We start from the raw sequence: 20,186 nt of genomic DNA on the forward strand, positions 1-20,186 counted from the left end.
CCTTTTGATATCAAGTTATTGACTGCCTTGAGAAAGTCCCGGTTTTAAAGGGTGAAAATGGATTTTAAGAAAGCGATGAACGGTATTTATCCATAGGTTTTGACGATTTGTGTCTCAAAAGTGTGTCATTTTTGGGCTAACTTTTTTTTGACGCTTGCGCCGTTCGTCTCTTTTCTTGCGCATTGGAAAGTCGCTGCTACTGTGCAGAAACGAACCGTTTCTCAACGTCGCGATTTCTGCCGAGACAGACATGGGCCGATACATCAAGGAACTGCTGCTGGCGCTGTATCTGATTCGGGGGTACGACTATTACGTCGACCGCCTGGCGACGTTGGGCCTGGGTTTGGCGACGATCCTCTTCGGTGCGATGTTCGTGGCGCTGGTGGTCGCGCTGTGGATGACCGCCCACATTCGCCATGCCTTCATCCGGCATCTGTTTGCGCTGGCGATGTTTGCCTCGGCGGTATTCTTCGAGGTCTACACCCGGGTCACCGATAGCTACCTCACCTACGCACAGTTCGTGTCGCTGGTGTATTCCGGTGGCTTTATCCAGGAGGCCGCCTGGCAGTATCGAGAAGTGATCGTCAGGGCGATGGCGGCCGGTTTGTTGCTGTTGTTGGGAATCGGGCTCAAGCCGCGTCGCCGGGTGCCGTTGCCGGGTTATCTGCCCATCGCCGCGCCCATGCTCGGGGTGCTGTTGCTCAGTGCCGTGCTGTTCCTGCGGGCCGGTGAGGGCGCGCGCGGTTTGCCGGTGATGTACACCCCGCTGGCGTACCTGAACCTGTTTGCCTATGAGAGCCTGCACAACACCGTTGGCCCCCGGGAGCCGATCCGCCTGGCGCGGCGAACGTCAGCGATCGGGCATGACCTCGTGCTGATCATCGACGAAAGCATCGCCGGCAACTACCTCGATATCAACACGCCGTACGGGGTGCACAGCGGGCTCAAGGCGCCGGTGCCGGGCGTGGACATATTCAATTATGGTTTCGCCGCCTCTATCGCCAACTGCAGCGCCGATACCAATGTCACGCTGCGCTATGGCGGCACCCGGGCCGATTACATGCGCATCAACAGCACCCAGCCGTCGATCTGGCAGTACGCCAGGGCCGCCGGGTTGCGCACCGTCTACATCGACGCCCAGCGCACCGGAGGCAATCTGCAGAACCTGATGACCGAGCTGGAAAAACAGGACATCGACGAGTTCGTCCAATTCGACCAGACCCGCGTGCGCGACCGGGACATGGCGGTGGCGGACAGGCTCATCGCATTGCTGGGCAACGACCGCGCCGAACTGGTGGTGGTCAACAAGATGGGCGCGCATTTTCCGGTCCATGACAAATACCCCGACGACTTCATGAGCTACCGTCCGGCCCTGCCGCGAGGGCACTTCCAGGAGGTCGCCGATACCGGAAGCCGCGATGGTTTCAACGGCCGACAGGAGGACTGGGTGTTGTACCGCAATGCATACCAGAACACCGTGCTGTGGAACGTCGGCGAATTCTTCCAGCGCCTGTTCCGCCAGGGCGACCTGAGCAACGCTGTGCTGATCTACACCTCCGATCACGGCCAGGACTTGCACGAGCGCGGCAACCCGGGACTCAACACGCATTGTGGTGGCGACCCGGTGGAGGAGGAAGGCCTGGTGCCGCTGGTGCTGATCCAGGGCAGCCAGTTGCAGACCCTCGATTGGCACGGAGCCCTGGCGCAGAACAAGGACCGCTCCAGCCACTACAACATCTTCCCGACGCTGTTGCAGTTGATGGGCTACGATCCGGCCGGTGTCGAGTCGGCTTATGGAAAATCCCTGAACCAACCGACCGAGGACGCGTTCACCTTCAACTATCGCTTCAACGCCCGCCTCGGCGCAAAACCGGCCTGGAAGCACATTGACCTGGACAGCATCGTGACACCTCCACCGGCACAGACTGAAATGGCGGCGGGGCATTGACGGCGACCGCGTCGGGCATCAACCTCGCATGGGGGTGGTCGCGGTATAGGGCGGTTCGTGGGTGCGATGGTCCACCTTGCGCTCAGTCCGCTATCCTGACGCTCACGATTATCCAGTGAGCCTCTTCATGCTCGAAGTCCGCGATGTCTTCAAAAGCTACGCCACGCCCCAGGGCCCCTTGCCGGTGCTGCAGGGTGTCGACCTGACGCTGCGTCCTGGCAGCAGCATGGCGTTGATGGGGGAGTCCGGAAGTGGCAAAAGTACCTTGCTGCACCTGGTCGCCGGGTTGGACAAGGTCGATGGCGGGAGCATTCGCAGCGGCGAATACCGGCTCGATGGCATGAGCGAAAGCCAGCTCGCCCATTGGCGACGCACGGAGATCGGCCTGGTGTTCCAGCAGTTCAACCTCATCAGCAGCTTGTCGGTGGAAGACAACCTGGCGTTCCAGGCGCGCCTGTGCGGTCGCCATGACCCGAGCTGGCACGCGCACCTGGTGCGGCGACTGGGGCTGGGGGAATTGTTGCAGCGCTATCCCGAACAGCTTTCCGGCGGGCAGCAGCAGCGGGTGGCGTTGGGGCGGGCGCTGGCTTCTCGGCCCCCCCTGTTGCTGGCCGACGAACCCACCGGCAGCCTCGACGAGGCGACCAGCGACGAGGTGTTGCGACTGTTGCTGGAACTGCTCGATGACAGTCCCACCAGCCTGCTGATGGTGACCCACAGTCCGCGGGTGGCGGCTCGCCTGGCCCACCGTGTGGTGCTGCAACGCGGGCGGCTGGCGCCGATGCGAGCGCAGTGATGATTTTGCGCCAGACCCTCAAGGCCTTGCTCAGCCACTGGCGCCAGCATCCGGTGCAGTTCTTCAGCGTGCTCACCGGCCTGTGGCTTGCCACCAGCCTGCTCACCGGTGTCCAGGCACTGAACAGCCAGGCTCGGGACAGCTACGCACGTGCCAGCCAGCTCATCGGCGGCGAACCCCAGGCCAGCCTTGATGCGCCCGGCGGTGGCACCTTTGCCCAACAATGGTTCATCGACCTGCGCCGCCAGGGGTGGCCGGTTTCGCCGGTGCTGCAGGCCAGGGTGACCCTGGAAGGGCACGAGGGCCAGCGCCTGCAATTGATGGGCATCGACCCGGTGTCGCTTCCGCCCGGTGGCGCATTGGCAGGGCAGGCGCGGGAGATGAGCGAGGTGGTGGCGTTCTTCACCGAGCCCGGTCGTACCTGGATTGCCCCGCCAACCCTGCAGGCCCTCGGGCTGCGAGAGGGCGACCGGCCCCGGACTGTCGAGGGGCAGACGCTGCCCCCCCTGCATACCCAGCCGGACATGGCGCCGGGCATCCTGCTGATGGACATCGGGTTCGCCCAACAGGTGTTGCGGTTGCCGGACCAGTTGTCGCGGCTGTCGCTGCCCGCCAGTTTCTCCGCCGCGCTACCGGAGGCCTTCAACGGTCGGCTGCAATTGAAGCACGCCAATGAAGAAAACAACCTGTCGCGCCTGACCGAAAGTTTTCATCTGAACCTGGATGCTCTCGGGTTCCTGTCCTTCGTGGTGGGACTGTTTATCGTCCACGCGGCCATCGGCCTGGCCCTGGAACAACGTCGTGGTCTGCTGCGAACCCTGCGTGCCTGCGGCGTCAGTGCCCGCTTGCTGATCGGCAGCCTGGCCCTGGAATTGGGGGCGCTGGCCCTGCTCGGCGGAGTCGCCGGGGTGCTCAGCGGCTATTGGCTGGCCAGTTTGCTGTTGCCCGATGTCGCGGCCAGTCTGCGAGGGCTTTACGGCGCCGAGGTGGCCGGGCACCTGAGCCTCAGCTCGTGGTGGTGGCTCAGTGGTGTGGGCCTGAGCCTGCTCGGCGCAGTGCTGGCCGGGGCTGACAGCCTGTTGCGCGCCGCGCGCCTGCCGTTGCTGGCCCTGGCCAATCCCCAGGCATGGCATCAGGCCCACGCACGTTGGCTGAAACGCCAGGGCTGGATTGCGGCCCTGGCGGCGCTGGTCGCGGTTTCAGCGCTGATGTGGGGCGATAGCCTGGCCAGCGGGTTTGTCCTGATGACGACGTTGCTGCTGGGGGCGGCCCTGGCCTTGCCGGTGTTGCTCAATAGCGCCTTGAACCTGCTGCGTCACCGCACCCACGCCGTGCTCGGCCAGTGGTTTCTCGCCGATTGCCGGCAGCAGTTGCCGACATTGAGCCTGGCGCTGATGGCCCTGCTGCTGGCGCTGGCGGCGAATATCGGGGCCGGCAGCATGACCTCCGGCTTCCGCCAGACGTTCAATGACTGGCTCGAACAACGGCTCTCCGCTGAGTTGTACGTCAGCCCGCAGAGCCCGGCCCAGGCCGGCGAGCTGCAGGCCTGGCTGAAGCAGCAACCGGCGGTCACCGCCATCTTGCCCAACTGGCAGGTGTCGATTCCGTTGCAGGGATGGCCGACGGATATCTTCGGCATCGTCGACCATCCCGGCTATCGCCAGCACTGGCCGTTGCTGGAAGCCGCCGGCGATAACCCGTGGGAGCAACTGGCTGGCGCCGACACGCTGATGCTCAGCGAGCAACTGGCCCGGCGCCTCAGGCTCGGCATCGGCGACCGGCTGAGCGTGCCGACGCCGCAGGGGCCGTGGGTTGCGCGCATCGTTGGCATCTATGCCGACTACGGCAACCCCAAGGGGCATGTACTGGTCAATGCCGAGCATTTGCTCAGGCATTGGCCAACGTTGACGCCGTATCGCTTCAACCTGCACATTGAAGCGTCGGCGATTGCCGCATTGGTGACGGACCTGCAAGCGCGATTTGCCCTGGATGACAGTCGTATCGTCGATCAGGCCCGGCTCAAGGGGTGGTCGACCCAGGTCTTCGAGCGCACCTTTGCCGCCACCGCTGCGCTCAACGGCCTGACCCTGGCCGTGGCCGGGGTGGCGCTGTTCATCAGTCTGCTGACCCAGAGCCAGAGTCGTCTTGGCCAGTTGGCGCCGCTGTGGGCGTTGGGGGTGACGCGCCGGCAGCTGATGTTGCTCAACCTGGGGCAGACCTGGCTGTTGGCGCTGTTGACGTTGGTGCTGGCCTTGCCGCTGGGGATCGCCCTGGCCTGGTGCCTGGATGCGGTGATCAACGTGCAGGCCTTTGGCTGGCGGCTGCCGCTACGGGTATTTCCACTGCAACTGGCGCAACTGCTGGCCCTGGCGATGTTCGCCACGCTATTGGCGTCGGCCTGGCCGCTGTACGCGTTGTATCGCACGCAGCCGGCCGATCTGCTGAGGCGCTTTTCCCAGGAAGACAGCCCATGAAGTTTCGAATTGGCTTGATGTTGCTGGCGCTGTGGCTGGGCGGCTGTGATGACGCCTCGTCACCCAAGGGCTTTGCCGGTCTTGGTGGCGAAGCCGTTGCGTTCACGCCGGTGGTGCCGGGGCGGGTGTTCGGTTTTCCCCGGGATCACGGAGCCCATGAGGGGTTTCGCATCGAATGGTGGTACGTCACCGCCAATCTCAAGGATGCCCAGGGCCGCGATTTCGGCGTGCAATGGACGCTGTTCCGCAGCGCCCTGAGCGCCGCCCCACAGGCCGAGGGCTGGCGCAACCAGACAATCTGGCTCGGCCACGCTGCCGTCACGTCCGCCACCGTCCACCACGCCGCCGAACGCTACGCCCGGGGCGGGATAGGGCAGGCCGGGGTCCAGGCGAGCCCTTTCGATGCCTGGATCGATGACTGGCGGTTCGCTACCCAGGCCTCGGGAAACGATCCCTTGGCAGACATGCAGTTGAAGGCTCACGACCCGCGTTTCAGCTATGAGCTGCGGCTCGTTTCAAGCCGGCCGCTGGTGTTGCAGGGAGAAGCCGGTTTCAGCCAGAAATCCGAACAGGGCCAGGCGTCGTATTACTACAGCCAGCCTTTTTTCCAGGCCAGCGGTCACCTCGATATCGACGGCCAGCGCTATCAGGTCAGTGGTCCGGCCTGGCTCGATCGCGAATGGAGCAGCCAGCCGCTGACCGCCAACCAGACCGGATGGGACTGGTTTTCCCTGCACCTGGACAGCGGTGAGCACGTGATGCTCTATCGCATGCGACACAGCAATGGCGAGCCCTACCTCACGGGCACCTGGATCGATGCCCGGGGCCAGGCGCAGACCCTGCATGCCGGGGAAATCAGCCTGGAGCCACTGGACAGGGCCAAGGTCGCCGGGCGAGCGATGCCGGTGCGCTGGTCCATCAAGATCCCCGGCAAGCAGCTGGACATCACCACCGTCGCCCTGAATCCCGACGCCTGGATGGACCTGCGCATTCCTTATTGGGAAGGGCCGGTGAAAATGAGTGGCAGCCATGGCGGCACCGGTTACCTGGAAATGACCGGCTATTGAGAATCCCGGAACTCCCCGCCGACGCCAGCCCTCATAGCTTATGAAGCACCTCATCAGGAGCCCGTCATGAGCGATGACCTCAAACCTCCGTCAGTGGCCGATTGGCAGCGGCTGTTCGACGACAAGGCCTACTGGCAGCAATCGCCCGATGCGCATTTCGCCGAATTGATGCGGGTGGCCAATGATCTGTTCGGCCAGGGGGCCGTCGATCTGGCGCAATGGCAGGACCTCAAGACCCGGGCCGAGCAGCTTCACCAGCGCTCGCCGGACGCCAACGTTGCCGAAGAAGTCGCCGACCCCGAAGCCTGAGCATCCCAGGAGATACCATGAAACCTACCACCCAGAACCCCGATGAGCCGGCGATGCCCGGCGAAGTGGAGCGCGATAACGACGCCCTGCGTCCCAATGATCCGGCCAAGCGCAAACAACAGCAGGGCGAGCCAGGCGCCGAAGACACCGATGCACAGAAAACCGGACGGCACCCTTCAGGTCATCGCCCGGTGTAGATCGGTCCCGGTAGTGACACTTGCAACTTGCCAGCCGGGGAGTGATAAGTTGTATTTGTACTACCCCGGCTTATTTGTATAACTGTTTGTATAACTCACTGGGATATCTGGAGAAATTGGCATCCAGATTAAATAATTATTTAACTGGGCGGCCGGACATCCTCCTGGAGTTGCTCTATTATTGCTTTCGTTCGCCCAGTGTCTGGCTCTTTACCAGTGCATGGAATGCCGAGGCCGTTGCACTGGGCGAACACCGTTCGAACTTCTCGCCCGTTCTTGTCGGGCCCGCCCATCCCGGCGCAGACAAACCCTAAACCTGAATGCTCAATGCCTCCCTGCATTGATCGATGGAGCGCTGTTGCGTCTCGGCATACAACCGCAGTTCATCGATCGTCGCCCGTCCCAGTGCCTCTTCGAAGGCCTGGCGGTTGGACTGCCCGGCATAATGGCTCTGGGCGTCGTCGCCGAGGTTCGACTGGAAGATCCCCGCGGCACTGACCGGCAGGAAATCCTCGTACACCAGAGGCTCGGCGCGCAGGTAACCCTGTTCCACCAGACGTTCCAGCTCAGTTGATTGCTCCAGTGTGCCCTTGGCGGCCAGGCCTTTTGGCGTGACGAAATAGCGGAAGTACGCCAGTGCCTGTCGACGCAATTCATCCTGGTCGTCAGGGAACTGCAGGAAGTGCTCGGCCATCAGTGTGTTGTAGCGCTGGGCATTGGCCTCGTTGGGAAATTCCCCGAGGGCGTCCCGGGCTGCGTTCAGCAACTGATCGTAGAGCGCGCGCCCCTTGGGCGTGAGGGCGGCGCCTCGTTGTTCGATTTCACCAAAGCGGGCGCTATGGCTGCCCTGGGTGCCGGCCGGGTCGGTGAACGCGACCGGTTCGTCCAGGGCTTTGAAACTGGTCTGGCGCAACAGGATCGGACACCGGCGGCGAGGTGGGCCTTCGACCACCGCTTTGGGTGTGATGCCGTGGACGGGCATCTGGGCCTGGACGATGTCGATGTCCAGGGTGCGTGGCGTCAGGTGGTTGATGTGCGGGCCCTTGAAGGCCACCACGTCAGCGATCAAGCGATGCTGGGCGCTGAGTTGACGGTACTGCTCGGCCGTGACGGTGGCGTGGCTGTGCCAGCGAAACGTCTCCAGGGCCTGCAGGACGAAGTCTTCGGCTTGTGGTTCGCTCAGGCCACCCTGGCGCTCGGCAAGGTCGATGAGCTGAAGGGCCAGGGGCGTGAAAATCTGCCGTTTATCCAGCACCGATTGGGCAAAGGCCCGAAGCTCGCTGTTCTCGATCAGTTCCAGGCGCAGCAACGAGGTGAATACCCGGAACGGACTGACCTGCAGTGCGCTTTCATGCACGGCGCGAAACGCGGTGGAGTGCACCGGCACCCCGGCCGGCGTCAGGTCGTAGTAACCCACCGGTTGCATGCCCATGACCGCGAACAGCCGGGCCAGGGTGGCCAGTTCCGTCGCGGTGCCGACGCGGATCGCCCCATGGCGCTCCATGTCCAGGCGTTGACGTTCGCCAGTGCTGTCCAGGTGCTCGGCCAATTGTGGATCGTTGAGCAACACCTGGGCATTGGTGTGCTCCACCAGGTTCATCAGTGCGCCGTACAACGGCACCTCGTCACGGTACATCTCGGACATCGCCTTGGAGAAGCGTTGGCGGATCAGGTCGGGACTGACGAAGCTCATGGCGGGGATTCCTGGTTCGGGCAATGGAAATCGGCGGGCAAGTACAACGAAAGATCGCAGCCTTCGTCAGCGGCGACAAACGAAGAATCTTCACGACTTCATTCTGTGAGGGACTGATCCACCAGTTCGATCCAGTGTCGCACGGGGGTGCGCCCGGCGCCGTCCAGGTGGTTCTGGCAACCGACGTTGGCGGTGACGATCAGTTCCGGATGGCCGCTTTCCAGGGCATTGAGGCGGTTGTCCCGCAGCTGTCGCGCCAGGGTCGGCTGGGTCAGGGAATAGGTGCCGGCCGAGCCGCAGCACAGATGGCCGTCGGGAACCGGGGTGAGGTTGAAGCCCAGCCGTGCCAGCAAGGCCTCGACGCTGCCGCCGAGTTTCTGTGCGTGCTGCAGGGTGCAAGGGCAGTGGACCGCGATGCGACGGTCTTTCGCTGCGCAGATCTGTTCCAGGGGTTCGCTGCCGAGCACTTGCACCAGGTCCAGGGCGCGCGCGCTCACCTGTTTCGCCTTGGCGGCATAGTCGGGATCGTGCGCCAGCAGATGGCCGTAGTCCTTGATGAAGGCACCACAACCGCTGGCGGTCTGGACAATGGCTTCGGCGCCATTGGCCAGGTGCGGCCACCAGGCATCGATGTTGCGTCGGGCGCGGTCCAGCCCGGTGGCCTGAGCGTCGAGGTGATAGTCCAGCGCACCGCAGCAGCCCGCTTCTTCACAGGCGACGACGCTGATGCCCAGGCGGTCCAGCACGCGTGCAGCCGCCGCATTGGTGTTGGGAGACAGGCCCGGTTGCACGCAACCTTCGAGCATCAGCACGGTGCGCGTATGGCGCGCCACCGGGCGCTCGGAGAGGCGCGCGTGCGTACGGGGCAGCTTGGCGCTCAACGTCGCAGGCAACAGCGGACGGAACACGCTGCCCAAAAGCAGCAGGGCCTTGAACCGCTCGGGGCTGGGGGCCAGGCCCCGCAAACCCAGGCGCAGCGCACGTTGGCCGGCGGGGCGCGGTACCGCGGCATCGACCACCGCCCGACCGATGTCCAGCAGGTTGTGGTAATCCACGCCCGACGGGCAGGTGGTCTCGCAGTTGCGACACGACAGGCAGCGGTCCAGATGCAGTTGAGTGCTGGTGGTGGCCGGTTGGCCTTCGAGCACTTGCTTGATCAGGTAGATGCGGCCTCGCGGACCGTCCAGTTCGTCCCCCAGCAATTGATAAGTCGGGCAGGTGGCGTTGCAGAAGCCGCAATGCACGCAGCTACGCAGGATCCGTTCGGCTTCTTCGGCGCGGGGCAGTTGTCGGGCTTCGTCGCTGAAACGGGTTTGCATCGCAAGGGACCTCCAGGCTCTGTCTGAAATATATCCGTACACGGCCATACCGCGTTGAAACCGGCCTCGCGCACACAGTCCGATCAGAATGCCCATGTGCTCCAGTACACTGCGTTTACTCGCCGTTTTTTGCCTTGCCTGACCGTCATCTCAAGGCTTTTCAAACAGAGCCTAGAACTGCGGATACATCCGTCCCGGGTTGAACAAACCCAGGGGATCGAGCTGGGCCTTGAGGCTGCGGTGGTAGCGCAGCAGCGCCGGGGCCAACGGTTGAAACGGCGTGTCGGTGGCGCCATGACTGTAGCAGGTGGCATGGCCGCCCACTTCCCGGGCCAGGGCCTGCACCGTATCGGCGTCGGTTTTCAGCCAGCGTTGCGCGCCGGCCCAATCGAGCAGCTGCGGGCCTGGCAGGTCCAGCGGGCCGACGTGGTTGGGCACTGACAGGCGCCACAGGGGAAGTCCTTCATCGAAGAAAACCAGGCGATGTTCATTCAGGTCCGACCAGTACCGGCTGTCGATCACTTCGCCGCCGAACCGCTGGTGAGCCGCGCTGACCGAGCCTTCGCCACCTTCCAGGCGCAGGTGCAGGCAGTCGCCGTCATGGCTGGCGGCACTGATGGGCAAGGGCTGCCGGCCCCATTCGGCGAGGTTCTCCAGCGCTTCGGCGCTGCCCATTTCCAGGCGGATGCTCAGGCTGTGGCGGGGCTTGGGCAGGACCTTCAAGGACACTTCGATGATCACCCCAAGGCAACCCAGGCTGCCTGCCAGCAGGCGTGACAGGTCATAACCGGCAACGTTCTTCATGACCTCGCCGCCAAAGCGCAGCAACGTGCCGTGGCCGCTGATCAGGCGGGTCCCCAGGACGAAGTCGCGTACCGATCCGGCCCAAGGGCGGCGTGGCCCCGACAGCCCGGTGGCGACCATGCCACCCACGGTGGCGTGCTCGCCGAACGCCGGTGGTTCGCACGGCAATTGCTGGCCGGCGTTGTCCAGGGCCGCGAGCAGTTCGCGCAGCGGGGTGCCGGCGCGGACGGTAACGACCAGCTCGGTGGGGTCGTAGTGGACGATGCCCCGATGGACCCGGGTGTCCAGCACCTCGCCGGCCACCTCCCGTCCCAGGAAGGCCTTGCTGTTCGAACCCTGGATGCGCAACGGCGTCGTGTTGGCCCGGGCACGGTTGACCTGTTCGAGCAACAGGTCGCTGGCGTCGCGGTCGACTTCGCCGCTCATCAGAAACGCTCCAGTTCGGGGAAAGGCAGTTGCCCGCCATGGATATGCATCGCTCCGAATTCGGCGCAGCGGTGCAGGGTAGGGATGTTCTTGCCGGGATTGAGCAGGCCGGCAGGATCGAACGCCGCTTTTACGGCATGGAACAGGTTCAGTTCGTCGCTGTTGAACTGGGTGCACATCTGGTTGATCTTTTCCCGTCCCACGCCATGTTCACCCGTGATGCTGCCGCCCACCTGGACACAGAGCTCGAGGATCTTGCCGCCCAGGGTTTCGGCGCGCTCCAGTTCGCCGGGCTGATTGGCATCGAACAGGATCAGCGGATGCATGTTGCCGTCGCCGGCATGAAACACGTTGGCGACCCGCAGCCCGTGTTCGGCGCCGAGGCTGGCGATGCGCTGCAATACTTCGGGCAGGGCGCGCCGGGGAATGGTGCCGTCCATGCAGTAGTAGTCCGGCGCCAGTCGGCCCACCGCCGGGAAGGCGTTCTTGCGTCCGGCCCAGAACCGCAGGCGCTCAGCCTCGTCCCTGGCCTGGCGCACCTCGGTGGCGCCGGCCTGGTGCAATACCTGGCGGACCCGTTCGCAGTCGTCATGGACATCGGCCTCGACCCCGTCCAGTTCGCACAGCAGGATGGCTTCGGCATCCACCGGATAACCGGCGTGGATGAAATCCTCGGCGGCGCGGATCGCCAGGTTGTCCATCATTTCCAGGCCGCCAGGAATGATGCCGGCGGCGATGATATCGGCCACCGCCCGGCCGGCCTTGTCCACCGAGTCGAAACTGGCCAGCAGCACCCTGGCGACCTGGGGACGTGGCAACAGTTTGACCGTGACTTCGGTGATCACTCCCAGCAAGCCTTCTGAGCCGGTGAACAGTGCCAGCAGGTCCAGGCCGGGGGAGTCCAGGGCCTCGCTGCCCAGGGTCAGGTGTTCGCCTTCGATGGTGAGCATTTCCAGCTTCAACAGGTTGTGCACCGTCAGCCCGTACTTCAGGCAATGCACGCCCCCGGCATTTTCAGCGACGTTGCCGCCGATGGAGCAAGCGATCTGGGAGGAGGGGTCCGGTGCGTAATACAGCCCGAAAGGCGCCGCCGCCTGGGAGATCGCCAGGTTGCGCACGCCGGGTTGCAGGCGTGCGGTGCGAGCGTCGGGGTCGATGTGCAGAATCTGGTTGAAGCGGGCCATGACCAGCAGCACGCCGCTTGCCAGGGGCAGGGCGCCGCCGGACAAGCCGGTCCCCGCGCCCCGGGCTACCACCGGAACGTTGCGCTCATGGCACAGCTTGAGTAACGCCTGGACCTGTTCGACTCGCCGCGGCAACACCACCAGCAGGGGGGTAGTGCGATAGGCCGAGAGGCCGTCGCATTCGTAGGGCTTGAGGTCTTCCTGGCGATGCAGGACTTCCAGGTCCGGAACCTGGGTCTGCAAGGCCTGAAGAAGGGCCTGTCTGTCCACCTTTGGCAGAGTGCCGTCGAGGTGTTCGTCATAGAGAATGTTCATCGCGCGTGTTCCCGTTCAGCGACCGGCCCCGGCATTGGATGACTGTCGTGGCGGGCCAGGCAGTCGGGGAGAAGTCCTCCTGCCAGAGCAAGTCGCAAGAGCCTTGAACCATCGTAGGTCATTGCCTTAGTCCCTTGAGAAAATCCCGATACAACGCCGCAGTCCTTGCTGGTTTTTCCATGGGCGGCAAGTGGCCGAGGCCGTCCCAGATTTCCACTCGCAAATCCGCGATGCCCTTGCTCCATACAGGGACGCAGCTGACGTCGATCATCCGGTCTTGCCGACCCCAGACAAGCAACGACGGCGCACGGATATCACCCAGGCGCGGTTCCATCGGCGGGCTGGCGGTAAAGTCCGCGTAGATCTCCGCCAACTCTTCCCGGCGCTGGACATACTGCTCGGCCACCGCCGCCAGTACCACTTTCGGCACCCAGGGCGGCGAGGCCATGGTCAAGGCGTAGAACGGTGGGAAATCATCCCGCGAACCCATGAGGGACGGGTTTCGGCCGGCGGCCACCAGGCGATCCATGTCGCTGGGTTGCGGGGACGTGACGCCGGCTGGATTGAGCAGCGCCAGGGTCAGTACGCGCTCCGGCGAAGTGGCTGCCAGCCATGCGGCGAGATAGCCGCCCATGGAGTTGCCGATCACGTGGACCTTGTCCAGGCCACAAGCGTCGAGCAGTTCGATCACCCGCCTGGCCTGGGTCGGGATGTCGTAGCCACCACCAGCCTTGAAGCCGGTTTCGCCATGGCCGGCCAGGTCGGGAATCACCACCCGGTAGTCATTGACAAAGGACCTGGCCATGCGCAGCCAGAGGTTCTTGTCGGCACTGTAGCCGTGCAGCATCAGTATGCTGGCGGACGCTTCGTAAGGTCCGCCTTGCAGCGTCGATACCGTCATCTCGCTGATCGGCACCGTGATCTTGCGCAACCGGGAGAGGCGCGTTTCCAGTGCCATGCTCAAGTCGAACAGTACCTGGCCAATACCCGGATAGGTCAGCCAGCACCAGGCGACAAACACGGCGAGGAGTACCCACAACACCAGCATGTATGACCTCCATGAGTCACGACAGAATTCGATTGCCCAGCCTTGGGCTACCTGTATAGCAGTAGTAAGTGAAGCTCAAAGGCGGGCACACCGCGACGGCAGGGTTGCTTTTGCTTGGGTGGAAGTTGTGAAAGCCATGGCATTCCTGATGGTGCGTTGCTTCTTGTTGTGAGTCATCTGGCGTGGCGCGGCTTCTGGTAGCTGTCGAGCGGGACGTGAGGAGGCGAGAGCAAGGGATGTCCCCGGCTTGTACCGGGGGTATGTCGCTTCTTTAATTGGAGGAGTGGTCACCAGTGACAGTGATGGATCAAGGCATATCTGAGGTCAAATCTAGTTTGATTCCTTTCAATTCTCCGTTTGTTTTGTAATATGCGGTGTTTCTGTATTTGTAGATCGTATCCAGGGTCGTAAGTTTTACTCTTCCTGGCAGAACTGTTCGGACAGCATTGGGGCTTTTGGTTACAAGAAATGGATGGGATGATTTTTATCAAGTGCCTCAACGGGGTCGTTAATTTTTTCCATAAGGAAATATCGATAGATGAAAGGGACGGTCGCTCCGCCTGAATTGTAAAGTACTTCGTAAATAGCGCCTGTTGAGTCAACAGGGGTTACTGAAATTATTTCTGACGGTTCCGGTGTAGCGGGGGACTCCATGTAAATGTATATCGCCTGCATAATGCAGACTGCTGACAGAATCAGGCAGGTTCGTTTAGATGTCCTTGCTTTGAGCATACCTTACCCCTGCTTTTATCCAGATTTGGTCCACTTCGTCATCGCCGTAAGGCGATTCTGCCCACCACTTTCCAAACTATTCCTCTGACGTCCCTGCTATGGATTGAGCCGCTCCTGCCGCTCTTAGTAGGATCTGTTCTGAAATTCCTGCTACTGTGCCGGTAGCGCCATAATTGAAATTTCCAAATTCCTCATATTCCCTGCCGCGCTGTTCGGCCTGGACTCTTTTCTCCAGGCTGGCCTTGTCCAGTTGATATCGATTGATAATGGCATTTATTTCCTGGTTGTATCGGTTGGTCCAAACGGCTATATGTTGTTTCTCTTAGCTCCTGTGGTTGCGATGGTTGAGGCGAGTTGCTTGGATTTTTCCGAAAGAATTTTTATTTTTGCGGCAAACATCCTGGCCGTGTACGTAGCGGTGATGGAGGTAAGCCATCTGTTGTAGGTTGTTAGTGAAGGCTCTCTGCTTGTGTGAAAAATATTTACAAAGTCAACGGCGTTTTGTTTGAAGTCTTTATCGAAAGGGCTTCTTCCATAAAAAGTCTTCGCTGTCGCAGTGATTTTTTGCAGTTCGCTGTTCTTGATCTTAAGAAGTTCATCGACGATAGATTTTTCATGTTTGTATTGCTTTAGTGCACTTGGTTACCAGGGGCTGGTTTTTTGGCAATTTCCTCGTCAAGCTCGGACCTGAAAAACGGAGCGTGTGAATTATAGGTTTTTTCTATTCTGTTTAGTTGAGTGGCAATGGTAGCGAAGATGATTGTCGATTGATCGGGATGCTTGATGTTTTTCTTGCTGAAGAGCGTGTTTATTTCAGGTTGTTCAACAACTATTCCGCTCCAAGGGAGCGGTTTGGCGGTGTACCCAGGGGGATTTTCGGCGAACTGAGCAGTGGCGACGGTTGTGGTGGCTCGGGCGTAACAACTATGGGTGGCAGATTTATTGTTTTAGGTGGTCTGTTTGATTTTTCAAAATGCCTCCCTGGCAATGAGTTTGTAGAGCGTTCGCTAATAACTACGCTAAACGTCCGCCTTCCGAGCGGCAACCTGAAAGGTGCGTCGGAAAGTTCTGGGGAGTTTGTCGTATCGCCCTGCATTTCTTTATTTTGCTTCCCTCGTTCCTACGACTGTTGTCGGTAGAGGACTCGTCCGCGAGGGCTTGTTGATTGTACGGCTAGAGCCTTGCGTCATTGTCGGGTAGGGTGCCAAGGCACTCACTCGATACGGAACAAGGATGAAACCATGACGATTACCTCGCTTCGCTCCCGTCTGGCCGTCAGTCTCGGCTTGAGCCTGGCCCTCGGTGCCTTCGCCCCCGTTGCCTTCGCGCAGCCTCATCAACCGGTATTGACTCAAGCTGAACAGTACAAGGGCGAGGCCCTGAAATTGCTCGAACGGTTGGTGAACATCGATTCCGGTTCCGGCTATGTACCGGGGTTGACTCAGGTCGGTGAGATCGCCATCGATGAGCTGAAGAAGCTCGGCTTCAGCTTCGAAAAGGTGCCGAATTCGGATGGCACTCAGCATGTCCTGGCAACCCTCAAGGGCACCGGCAAGGCGAAGATCCTGCTGATGGCTCACATGGACACGGTGTTCAAGGAAGGCTCGGCCGCCGAGCGGCCTTTTCACATCAAGGACGGGCGCGCCTATGGGCCGGGGGTGATGGATGACAAGGGCGGCATCGTCGCCGGGATTTATGCGCTGAAAGTGCTGAAGAATCTCGACTTCAAGAACTACGCGCAGATCACTTTCCTGCTTGATGCCAGCGAAGAGACCGGCTCGGACGCCGCCACCGACCTGATCAAGAAAACCGCCAAGGCCCACGACGTGACGCTGAACCTTGAACCGGGGCGCCCGGCCGATGGCCTGGTGGTATGGCGCAAGGGCAGTGCCACGGCGCTGGTGGAGGTCAAGGGCAAGGCCTCCCATGCCGGTGTCGCGCCGGAACTGGGTCGCAATGCGGCGATGGAAGCGGCACACCAGATCCTGCAACTGGGCAAGCTCGGCGATGCGGAGAAGAAAACCACCATCAACTTCACGGTGCTCAACGCGGGTGACCGGACCAACGTGATTCCCGACCAGGCCAGCGCCAAGGCCGATGTGCGGGCGGCGGTGCCGGAAGAGTTCGACCGCATCGAAAAGGACCTGGCCCGTGTGTCGAAAGACAAGCTGATCCCCGACACCGAGGTCACCACCAGCCTCAAGCGTGGCTTGCCACCCATGCCGCAGACGGCCGAGTCGGATCGCCTGATGGCCATGGCCCAGGGCATCTATGGCGAGCTGGGGCGCAAACTGACCGAAGAAGGCAGCGGCGGGGCGGCGGATGCCAGCCTGTCCGCCGGCGTCGGTACGCCGACGCTGGATGGTTTCGGCATCGTCGGCGGCAACATTCATACGCCGCAAGAGTACGCGGAAGTTGAGAGCGTGGTACCGCGGATTTACCTGTTGTCGCGGATGATCATGGAGTTGGCTGATCGATAGCCGTCAGCCTGCACAACCTGCCTGCGACAACCCCCTGTGGCGAGGGGATTTATCCCCGTTGGGCTGCGCAGCAGCCCCACACCGGACGCCACGGAGAACAGATGAACCGCGTCGGCTGGTTGACGACTGCTGCGCAGCCGAGCGGGGATAAATCCCCTCGCCACAAAGCTGGTTTCCAGCGATGATAAATCCCTCGCCACAAGAGTGGCGTCTGTCTTGATATCGCTAGTAGACCCAAACCTCCACTCGTCGATTCCTGATCCTTCCTTCATCTTCGTTGTTGGCCGCCACCGGCATCAGCGCGCCGAAGCCGCGGACTTCCCGCAGTGTCACGCCGTACTTGACCAGTTCACGCCGCACCGCCATGGCCCGCAACCTGGACAGCAGGTCTGCCCGCGCCGGGTCGTCCTTGGCGTCGCCGAAACCCACCAGCGTCACTCGGCGCTCGGTCTTGCCGTGCCTCTGGATATAGTCGAGCACCCGGCCCAGGTCCTGATGAGCCTTGCTGTCCAGGCTGGCGCTGCCTTCCTCGAAGCGGAAATTCACGCTCAGGCGCTGGGCGTGGCGGCTCAGGGCCTGGTAGCCCTCGGGCATCAGTGCATTGGGGGTAACGGCCATGGCCTGGACTGTCTGGGCAATGAACCCGTTGGCCGCGACGATGGCCTGGCCCTGGTCGCTCTGGGCGAACTCCACCAGCGCCTCGGCCCAGGGGTTGTTCGGCGATGCAGGCAGATAGAAGAACAGGCGCCGGGACAAAGGATAGTCTTCGGTGGCAATCAGGCTGTTGAGTGGCAGCATGGGCTGGGAGTCGCCATCGACGATCGCCACTGCCTTGGCCTGGCGGACATAGGGCAGGCCGATGAACCCGATTCCTTGCGGATCCTGGCTGACGGCGTCAGAGAGCTGTTCGCTGGATTCGTAACGTCGGGCTGTAGGATCCAGCCGTTTACCTTGCCGGCTCAGGACCAGTTCCTTGAAGGTATCGTAGGTGCCGGACTGTTCGTCCCTGGCATACAGATGTATGGCGCCGCCAACGCCGCCCAAGGCTTCCCAGGTTTTTGCCTCGCCGCTGAATATTCGGGCGAGCTGCAAGGTATCAAGCTGACGCAACGGGTTTTGGGGATGAAGAATGATCGCCAGGCCATCGATGGCGATGACTTGCTCGGCGCCGGGACTTTTCAAGTCGCCGAGGGACTTCAGTTCCTGCAGCTCGCTGTCCTTGATCGGTCGGGAAGAGGCCGCCAGATCGGCGCTGGCCTGCTTCAGGGCGGCGAAGCCGGTGCTGGATCCGTGGGCCGCAATGTCGATTTCCACGCGCCGGCCTGCGGCGGTCTGGCCGACGATTCGTTGTTCGTTTTCACGTCCGGTGATTTCGCTGCTGACTTCGAGCAGTCCGCGCTCGATCATCAGGCCCCTGACCAGGGCCGGTCCCAGCGCCGCGCCAATGGTATTCGAACCCTGGATGCGCAGCGCCGGCCCGTGCTCGGGGATTGGCAATGCGCTGGCGCAGGCCGCAAGGGGCAGCCAGAGGCCCACGAGAAAACCAATCCACAGCCGCATGCCGGTACCTTCGGAACCTGGGAAGTGATGGAAGATTAAGTCAATCAGGTTGCTGAAATATGACGGGCGTGCGACGCGGCGCGAATGACAGAGGCGATCCAGTGGGAGCGAGCAGGTTCGCTCCCACTGGACGGGGTGCGGCCGGTGTCAGCTCAATTCCAGCCAGATCGGCGCGTGGTCCGAAGGTTTCTCCATGCCCCGCAGTTCATAATCCACACCGGCATCCTTGACTCGCGGCAACAGGCCGTGGGAGGCGAGGATCAGGTCGATGCGCAGGCCGCGCTTGGGCTCGTCCTCGAAGCCGCGGCTGCGGTAGTCGAACCAGCTGAAGCGGTCGGCGACGTCCGGGTTCAAATGGCGAAAACTGTCCACCAGGCCCCAGTTCTTCAAGCGGGCCATCCATTCGCGTTCTTCCGGCAGGAAGCTGCATTTGCCGGTCTTCAACCAGCGTTTCATGTTGTCCGGGCCGATGCCGATGTCGCAGTCTTCCGGGGAAATGTTCACGTCGCCCATGACCACCAGCGGCTGTTCGTTGCTGAAGCGGCTTTCCAGCAATTGCTGCAGGTCGCTGTAGAAACGCTCCTTGGCCGGGAATTTGGTCGGGTGATCGCGGCTTTCACCTTGTGGGAAGTAACCGTTCATGATGGTCACCGGCACGCCGTTGGCATCGGCGAAGGTGCCCCAGATAAAGCGCCGCTGGGCGTCTTCATCGTCGCCTTCGAAGCCTTTGTACAGGCTCAATGGCGCCTGGCGGGAGAGCAGGGCGACACCGTAGTGGCCTTTTTGCCCGTGGTAGTGAACGTGGTAGCCCAGCGCTTGCACTTCGGCCACTGGAAACTGCTCGTCGTGGACCTTGGTTTCCTGCAGGCCGATCACGTCCGGCTGGTGCTTCTCGATCAGCGCCGCCAGCTGATGGGGGCGGGCGCGTAGCCCATTGATGTTGAAGGAGACGATCTTCATGGTCGGCTGTCCTGGCAAAACTGCGATGCTAGCTGACATGTCGGAACGGGGATAGTGGCCTGTGAGGCGAGCCACCGCGTGGCAGTGGGACAAATGCGCTGCTAATGTCCTTGGCGTGTAGGAACGATCGTAACCTTATCGGGTTCGTACTCAATAAGAGCAGGGCCTCACCGAGCCCCGCCCAGGAGATCCAACGCCATGCCTGAGACCGCCACCGCAGATGTCCATATGCTCGACAGCGGCTACTCCCGCGAAGCACGTTCCCTGCTGTACCAGGCCTACCGCCATGAGCCGACCTTCAGCTACCTGTTCGAATCCGAGCGCCCCGGTTATGAGCAGCGGGTACGGGCGACGGTGCGGGAACTGGTCAAGCAGCATTTTCTCCAGGAACTGCCGGCCATCGGCCTGCTGGTCAACGACAGGCTGGTGGGCATTGCCCTGATCGCCCCGCCGCAGCGGCGCCTGGGCATCACCGAAAGCTGGGCCTGGCGCTTGCGCATGGTCCTGAGCACCGGGTTCCGCTGCACCCGGCGCTATCTGGACTATCATGCGGCGGTGCTGGCGTGCCTGCCCTCGGATGCCGTCCATGTACTGCCGTTGCTGGGCGTTCACCCACAGTTCCAGGGCAAGCATCTGGGCGAGCAGTTGCTGGAGGCCGTGCACAATTGGTGCGCGGTGGACCCGAATTCCCAGGGAGTGGTGCTGGATACAGGCAACCCGCGTTACCTGGAGTTCTATAAACGTCAGGGCTACGAGGAAATTGGCGAAATTGCTGTAGGACCGATCCGCGAGCATGTGTTTTTCCACGCCAGTCCTCAGGTCGTGCAAAGCGCCACGGGTTGAGTCGGCGAACTTTTGAGACATGTCCGGCTCT

General features: G+C 62.0%; 16 protein-coding genes. 8 read left to right on the plus strand and 8 right to left on the minus strand.

Annotated elements, in window-relative coordinates; genetic code table 11:
* The first annotated feature begins 250 nt into the window (after positions 1–250).
* The 6 genes from BW992_RS16370 to BW992_RS16395 all read left to right on the plus strand — a co-directional run bounded on the left by BW992_RS16370 (position 251) and on the right by BW992_RS16395 (position 6,791).
* Positions 251–1,948 carry a sulfatase-like hydrolase/transferase gene (locus tag BW992_RS16370; protein WP_076406602.1) on the plus strand — a complete coding sequence of 566 codons (1,698 nt, stop codon included), beginning with the start codon at positions 251–253 and terminating at the stop codon, positions 1,946–1,948.
* A 127-nt stretch (positions 1,949–2,075) separates the two neighbouring features.
* Positions 2,076–2,744 carry an ABC transporter ATP-binding protein gene (locus BW992_RS16375; protein WP_076406605.1) on the plus strand — a complete coding sequence of 223 codons (669 nt, stop codon included), beginning with the start codon at positions 2,076–2,078 and terminating at the stop codon, positions 2,742–2,744.
* Positions 2,744–5,218: an ABC transporter permease gene (locus tag BW992_RS16380; RefSeq protein WP_372239198.1), complete on the plus strand. Its 2,475-nt coding sequence runs from the start codon at positions 2,744–2,746 to the stop codon at positions 5,216–5,218. Before BW992_RS16375 ends, BW992_RS16380 begins: the two co-directional genes overlap by 1 nt.
* Entirely contained in the window at positions 5,215–6,285 is a 1,071-nt protein-coding gene (locus BW992_RS16385; RefSeq protein WP_076406612.1) for a lipocalin-like domain-containing protein, read from the plus strand. Before BW992_RS16380 ends, BW992_RS16385 begins: the two co-directional genes overlap by 4 nt.
* A 66-nt stretch (positions 6,286–6,351) precedes the next feature.
* Positions 6,352–6,594: a hypothetical protein gene (locus tag BW992_RS16390; RefSeq protein WP_072392423.1), complete on the plus strand. Its 243-nt coding sequence runs from the start codon at positions 6,352–6,354 to the stop codon at positions 6,592–6,594.
* A 17-nt stretch (positions 6,595–6,611) separates the two neighbouring features.
* Complete coding sequence (locus tag BW992_RS16395; protein WP_072458186.1) at positions 6,612–6,791, plus strand: hypothetical protein; 180 nt, start codon at positions 6,612–6,614, stop codon at positions 6,789–6,791.
* Between the two features lie 310 nt (positions 6,792–7,101).
* Here the strand turns inward: BW992_RS16395 and hglS are convergent, their stop codons facing one another.
* The 6 genes from hglS to BW992_RS27220 form a co-directional block, all read right to left on the minus strand.
* Positions 7,102–8,484: a 2-oxoadipate dioxygenase/decarboxylase HglS gene (gene hglS, locus BW992_RS16400; RefSeq protein ID WP_076406614.1), complete on the minus strand. Its 1,383-nt coding sequence runs from the start codon at positions 8,482–8,484 to the stop codon at positions 7,102–7,104.
* A 98-nt stretch (positions 8,485–8,582) separates the two neighbouring features.
* The gene (gene glcF, locus BW992_RS16405) at positions 8,583–9,803 is read right to left on the minus strand and encodes a glycolate oxidase subunit GlcF (protein ID WP_072392432.1); all 1,221 of its coding nucleotides are present in this window, start codon (positions 9,801–9,803) and stop codon (positions 8,583–8,585) included.
* Positions 9,804–9,974: 171 nt separating this feature from the next.
* Positions 9,975–11,033: a glycolate oxidase subunit GlcE gene (gene glcE, locus BW992_RS16410; RefSeq protein WP_072430664.1), complete on the minus strand. Its 1,059-nt coding sequence runs from the start codon at positions 11,031–11,033 to the stop codon at positions 9,975–9,977.
* Positions 11,033–12,532 (minus strand): glycolate oxidase subunit GlcD, encoded by a 1,500-nt coding sequence (glcD, locus tag BW992_RS16415; RefSeq protein WP_076406617.1) that lies wholly within the window; start codon positions 12,530–12,532, stop codon positions 11,033–11,035. The genes glcE and glcD overlap by 1 nt, the downstream gene beginning before the upstream one ends.
* 118 nt (positions 12,533–12,650) lie before the next feature.
* Positions 12,651–13,580, minus strand: a complete 930-nt coding sequence (locus BW992_RS16420) for an alpha/beta fold hydrolase (RefSeq protein WP_076406620.1) — start codon at positions 13,578–13,580, stop codon at positions 12,651–12,653.
* 808 nt (positions 13,581–14,388) lie between these two features.
* Entirely contained in the window at positions 14,389–14,622 is a 234-nt protein-coding gene (locus BW992_RS27220) for a polymorphic toxin type 44 domain-containing protein (protein ID WP_331717119.1), read from the minus strand.
* Between the two features lie 931 nt (positions 14,623–15,553).
* Between BW992_RS27220 and BW992_RS16430 the strand changes: the two genes are divergently transcribed.
* Positions 15,554–16,792, plus strand: coding sequence for a M20/M25/M40 family metallo-hydrolase (locus tag BW992_RS16430; RefSeq protein ID WP_072458192.1), 1,239 nt, complete (start codon positions 15,554–15,556; stop codon positions 16,790–16,792).
* 225 nt (positions 16,793–17,017) lie between these two features.
* Here BW992_RS16430 and BW992_RS16435 read toward each other — a convergent pair whose 3' ends face one another.
* Both BW992_RS16435 and xthA read right to left on the minus strand, forming a co-directional pair.
* A complete protein-coding gene (locus tag BW992_RS16435; RefSeq protein WP_072458193.1) occupies positions 17,018–18,352 on the minus strand; it encodes a substrate-binding domain-containing protein in 1,335 nt (444 codons plus the stop codon).
* A gap of 147 nt (positions 18,353–18,499) precedes the next feature.
* Positions 18,500–19,312, minus strand: coding sequence for an exodeoxyribonuclease III (gene xthA / locus BW992_RS16440; protein ID WP_072392470.1), 813 nt, complete (start codon positions 19,310–19,312; stop codon positions 18,500–18,502).
* A 198-nt stretch (positions 19,313–19,510) separates the two neighbouring features.
* On the opposite strand from xthA, the gene BW992_RS16445 reads away from it, so the two are divergent.
* A complete protein-coding gene (locus BW992_RS16445; RefSeq protein ID WP_072392473.1) occupies positions 19,511–20,155 on the plus strand; it encodes a GNAT family N-acetyltransferase in 645 nt (214 codons plus the stop codon).
* The last annotated feature ends 31 nt before the right edge of the window (positions 20,156–20,186 follow it).

It is taken from the genome of Pseudomonas sp. 7SR1 (genome assembly GCF_900156465.1).
Classification (GTDB): domain Bacteria; phylum Pseudomonadota; class Gammaproteobacteria; order Pseudomonadales; family Pseudomonadaceae; genus Aquipseudomonas.